Origin of the sequence: Longimycelium tulufanense (assembly GCF_014645795.1) — a bacterium.
GTDB classification, from domain to species: domain Bacteria; phylum Actinomycetota; class Actinomycetes; order Mycobacteriales; family Pseudonocardiaceae; genus Longimycelium; species Longimycelium tulufanense.
This window is the reverse complement of sequence record NZ_BMMK01000081.1, coordinates 1-4204: the sequence shown is the minus strand read 5'-3', so window position 1 is coordinate 4204 and position 4204 is coordinate 1. Positions and strand designations below refer to the sequence as shown.

Here is a 4204-nt window from a genome sequence, read left to right as displayed (position 1 = left end):
CTCCCTCATTCCAACATCATCAGGCTGTCGTGCCCGTCACCAACCTCTATGGGCAGTACACCTAGGCCACCCATTTCTGAACTGGTGTTTACCCAGTTTTCGAACGGTGGTTCACTTACCGTGTGGCGCGGCCGCGGAAGATCAGTGACGAACGCCTGCTGGAGGCCACGACGGTCGTTGTCGGCCGGGTCGGGCCCGGCTACACGCTCGCGCAGGTCGCGGAGGAGGCGGGTGTCGCACCGGCCACCCTGGTGCAGCGGTTCGGTTCCAAACACGGGTTGCAGCAGGCGCTGTCGCGTTCCGTCAGCGCCGTCGTCATCGACCGGCTGAGGTCGGCGGCCGCATCGGCGGACGATCCGCTTGACGCGCTCCGCGTCGCCCTGCTGACCTGGTACGACTGGGCGGACAGCCCAACGGAGGCCGGCAACCACATCGCGGCGCTCGGGGTGGACCTCGTCGACCCCGACCTGCGCGATCTGCTCGCCGACCACTTCGTTGCGGTCGAGGGGGAGCTGGCGGCGCTGGTGCGGAGGGCGACGGCCGCGGGCGAGCTGCCCGCCGCACCGGGGGTGCCGGTGGCCACACGGATCCTCACCGCGCTCGTGCACGGAACGATCCTGAACTGGTCGGTGCGAGCCCGGGGCAGCCTGCGGAACCGGCTGCGGCGCGACCTGGACGTCATCCTCGACGCCTGGCGTCGAAAATCCACAATGGATACTGGGGAGGAAGATCGGTGAGCAAGCCACTCGACGGCAAGGTCGTTGTGGTGACTGGCGCGAGCCGAGGTTGTGGTCGCGCGATCAGCATCGAGCTCGGTGCGCTCGGAGCGACGGTCCACGTGACCGGTCGCACGACGCGCGAGCAGCGCAGCGAGCTGAACCGGCCGGAGACCATCGAGGAAACCGCCGAGCTGGTGGACAAGGCGGGCGGGGTGGGGATCCCGGTGCGGGTCGACTTCACGTCGACGGCGGACGTCGACCGGCTCGTCCGTCGGATCGAGGACGAACAGGACGGTCGGCTCGACATCCTGGTGGACGACGTGTGGGGCGGCGACCACCTCGCCGAGTTCGACAAGAAGTTCTGGGAAGGCGATCTCGACAAGTCGCTGCGAATGGTACGCAACGGTGTCGAGAGCCATCTGATCGCCCTGCACCGCCTGCTTCCGTTGATGGTGCGGCAAAAGAGCGGCCTGGTCATCGAGGTCACCGACGGTGACAAGGACGAGTTTGCCGCCGCTTTGCCCTACTACCTGGTGAAGTCCGCGATCCGCCGCATCGGGGAGGCGGTGGCCGCGGAGGTTCGACCACACAAGATCACGGCATTGATCGTCACGCCGGGCTTCTTGCGTTCGGAGGCCATGCTGGAAGAGCATTTCGGTGTGACAGAAGAGAATTGGCGCGACGGCATCACCAAGGACGAGCACTTCGCGATGTCGGAGACGCCGCACTATCTCGGACGCGGCATCGCGGCGCTGGCGACCGACCCGAGGGTTGACCGGTGGCACGGGAAGATCACGTCATCATGGGAGCTGATGCGCAACTACGGCTTCACCGACCTCGACGGCACCCGGCCCGACTGGGGCGCCTACGTCGAGCGCCGTTTCGACTACGCCGGCGACAACGTCAACCCCGACGACTACCGCTGAAATCGCTCGCCCCCGCCCGCCCACGGTGTCGGGATCCGCACGCTGTGCCGTGCCCCACCCACCGGTGACGCGAGCTTGCCGCATCTCCGGACTGCCGATGAAGACCTCGGGCGATGCCTCGTCCAGGCACGTGCCCGTCTTCGGTTGTCCATCGCCGTCTCTCCCGTTTCGGCGGTCCTCCCGAGCCTCTGCCCGAGCGGCGTGGCGGCGGGGGTGGTCGACGGCACCGGCCCGACACTCTCACCACGTCACCTGTCGACCAACGAAAATCAAAGTCCAAAGTGGCTGTTCCGTGAGCGCGACGCCCAACTCGGCAGCCACGCCCGCAACGTCTCACCGCGAAGCCACCCGAGTGGCGAACTCGATGACCGCGTCCTGCATCTGCTGAAGGCCGGGTTGTTCGAGTGGGTAATGCCCGGCACGGTCGAGCATCACCACGGTCTTGTCGACCTTGGTGATGCGGTTGAGGAACGGTTCGCTCAGGTGCAGCGGTGACCACCGGTCCTCGGCGGGCTGGGTGAGCAGGATCGGACAGTGGTCGAAGTCTTCGGGCTCGACGGCGGGGGTGTAGTTGAGGTAGCTGTCCAGGAACCGGAGGGACACCGAATTCCCGGCGGAGGTCCGGTCCGCGAGGAACACCTTCATCGCTCCCGGGTGGTTGGCCAACGCGCTCATCTTCGACACCAGACGCATTGGTGTTCTCAGCCGGAACAGCGGTGTCCTGGCGGCGGCGCTCACCAGGAACGCGCCGCGGGCAGCGACCTTGTTGGACGCGGTCTCGTCACGGACCTGCTGGACGTTCTGGTCGAGGAAGGTCATCCCGACGATTCCGGCGATGTCCCTGTCCCTCGCCGCCACATGGTAGGTCAACATTCCACCGGCGCTGAGCCCGTAGAGGACGATCGGGCGCGGGTCGCGGGTCCGCTCGTAGGCGACGTAGTCCACGACCAGGTCGACCCAGTCGGCATAGGTCGGAGTCTGCCCGGCGCCGACGACGGTCAGCCCGTATCCGAGATTGTCCAGGGCAACGGTTTCGATCCCGCGCTTGGCCAGCGGTGCCCCGAGCACGAGCGACATCTGCCTGCCGTTGGTGCCCACCCCGTGATGCAGCACGACCTTGACCGGCGAGTCGGGTTTGACATAGCGGTCCAGATGGACGTCGTTGCCCGACCAGCTCCAGAACTCCTCGGCCGGCACGTCGTCCGCACCGAGGCGCAGCTCGGGGGGAAGGAACTCCTGCAGGTCGCGCCAGGACTGCTGGTCGCGATAAAGACGGGGACTGGCGGTTCGGTCGGACATGACGGCGTCCTTCCTGCCGAGTGGACTCTCAGTATGTGCCGAGTGGACTGTCATCGCCGGCGATCTGGTTCGCGGTTGCCTCGATCAGCAGCGCAATGTGTTCCACGAGCCGTTCCCGATCGAGATCGAGGTGACCGCCGATCCACCCGACGAACAACTCGTTGGCGGCGGCGACGAGCCCTACCGCCAGTGTGTCCGGGTCGATTCCGCGTTGCACGGCGGCCGGTGGCAGCCAAGCGAGCAGCAGGTCGGCAAAGGCACGGAGACCTCGCTGGCGCCGCTCCTCCGCACACGGGCCGGCCCCGATGACTTCGATCAGCTTCACTCTGGCCTTGCGGGGATCGTGGGCCGGCACTTCGGTCACCGCCCGGATCGCACTGCGGATCTGCTCGCCCCATGACGCGGCGGGGTCGGGCGCGGCCACGACCGCGGCTACCAGTTCGTCGCCGCCGTACAGGCCGGCCGTGCGGGCCGCCAGTACGGGCGCGACAACAGATCCGGCCACTCACACCTACCGGCGCGCCGCCGATCAGGTCTCGCCGGGGCGAACCAGCCCGGTCTCGTAGGCGAGCACCACCGCCTGCACCCGGTCGCGTAGATCCAGCTTCGCCAGGATGCGGCCGACGTGTGTCTTCACGGTCGCCTCGGACAGGAACAGCTTCTCCGCGATCTCGGTGTTCGACAGTCCCTTGGCGATCAGCACCAGCACCTCGCGCTCCCGCTCGGTCAGCACGTCGAGCACCTTGGCGTCGCGCAACTCGCCGCCGCTGGCCCCCAGGAACCGGTCGAGCAGCCGCTTGGTCACGCTCGGCGACACCACGGCATCCCCGCTGGCCACCGACCGCACCGCGGAGACCAGGTCCGCCGGCGGGGTGTCCTTGAGCATGAACCCGCTCGCGCCGTTGCGCAGCGCCGCCAGCGCGTACTCGTCCAGGTCGAAGGTGGTCATCACGAGCACCTTCGCCGTCTCCTCGGCCACGATGCGCTTGGTGGCCTCGACCCCGTCGAGCACCGGCATCCGGACGTCCATCAACACCACGTCGGGGCGCAGCTCGGCGGCCATCCGCACCGCCTCCGCGCCGTCGCCGGCCTCGCCGACGACCTGCAGGTCCTCCTGCGCGTCGAGCACCATCCGGAAGCCCATCCGCATGAGTTCCTGGTCGTCCACCAGCAGCACCCGGACCATGCCCGAAGCCTAGGTGTACTGCCCATAGAGGTTGGTGACGGGCACGACAGCCTGATGATGTTGGAATGAGGGAG

The 4204-nt window shown here is 67.5% G+C and carries 5 protein-coding genes; 2 read left to right on the top strand and 3 right to left on the bottom strand.

The window, feature by feature from the left end; all coding sequences use genetic code 11:
• Window positions 1-122: 122 nt before the first annotated feature.
• Entirely contained in the window at window positions 123-737 is a 615-nt protein-coding gene (locus tag IEY55_RS31395; RefSeq protein ID WP_189062217.1) for a TetR/AcrR family transcriptional regulator, read from the top strand.
• Entirely contained in the window at window positions 734-1645 is a 912-nt protein-coding gene (locus tag IEY55_RS31390) for an SDR family oxidoreductase (RefSeq protein WP_189062216.1), read from the top strand. The genes IEY55_RS31395 and IEY55_RS31390 overlap by 4 nt, the downstream gene beginning before the upstream one ends.
• Before the next feature lie 333 nt (window positions 1646-1978).
• Here the strand turns inward: IEY55_RS31390 and IEY55_RS31385 are convergent, their stop codons facing one another.
• Genes IEY55_RS31385 through IEY55_RS31375 form a run of 3 tightly spaced genes read right to left on the bottom strand, consistent with a single transcriptional unit; the run spans window position 1979 to window position 4130 of the window.
• A complete protein-coding gene (locus tag IEY55_RS31385) occupies window positions 1979-2944 on the bottom strand; it encodes an alpha/beta hydrolase (protein WP_189062215.1) in 966 nt (321 codons plus the stop codon).
• A gap of 28 nt (window positions 2945-2972) precedes the next feature.
• Entirely contained in the window at window positions 2973-3449 is a 477-nt protein-coding gene (locus tag IEY55_RS31380) for a hypothetical protein (protein WP_189062214.1), read from the bottom strand.
• A 24-nt stretch (window positions 3450-3473) separates the two neighbouring features.
• Window positions 3474-4130, bottom strand: a complete 657-nt coding sequence (locus IEY55_RS31375; protein ID WP_189062213.1) for a response regulator — start codon at window positions 4128-4130, stop codon at window positions 3474-3476.
• Window positions 4131-4204 lie beyond the last annotated feature (74 nt).

What these genes read in the sequence shown, in the direction of transcription:
- IEY55_RS31385 (WP_189062215.1), bottom strand. Translation starts at nt 2,944, where the DNA reads ATGTCCGACCGAACCGCCAGTCCCCGTCTTTATCGCGACCAGCAGTCC.
- IEY55_RS31375 (WP_189062213.1), bottom strand. Translation starts at nt 4,130, where the DNA reads ATGGTCCGGGTGCTGCTGGTGGACGACCAGGAACTCATGCGGATGGGC.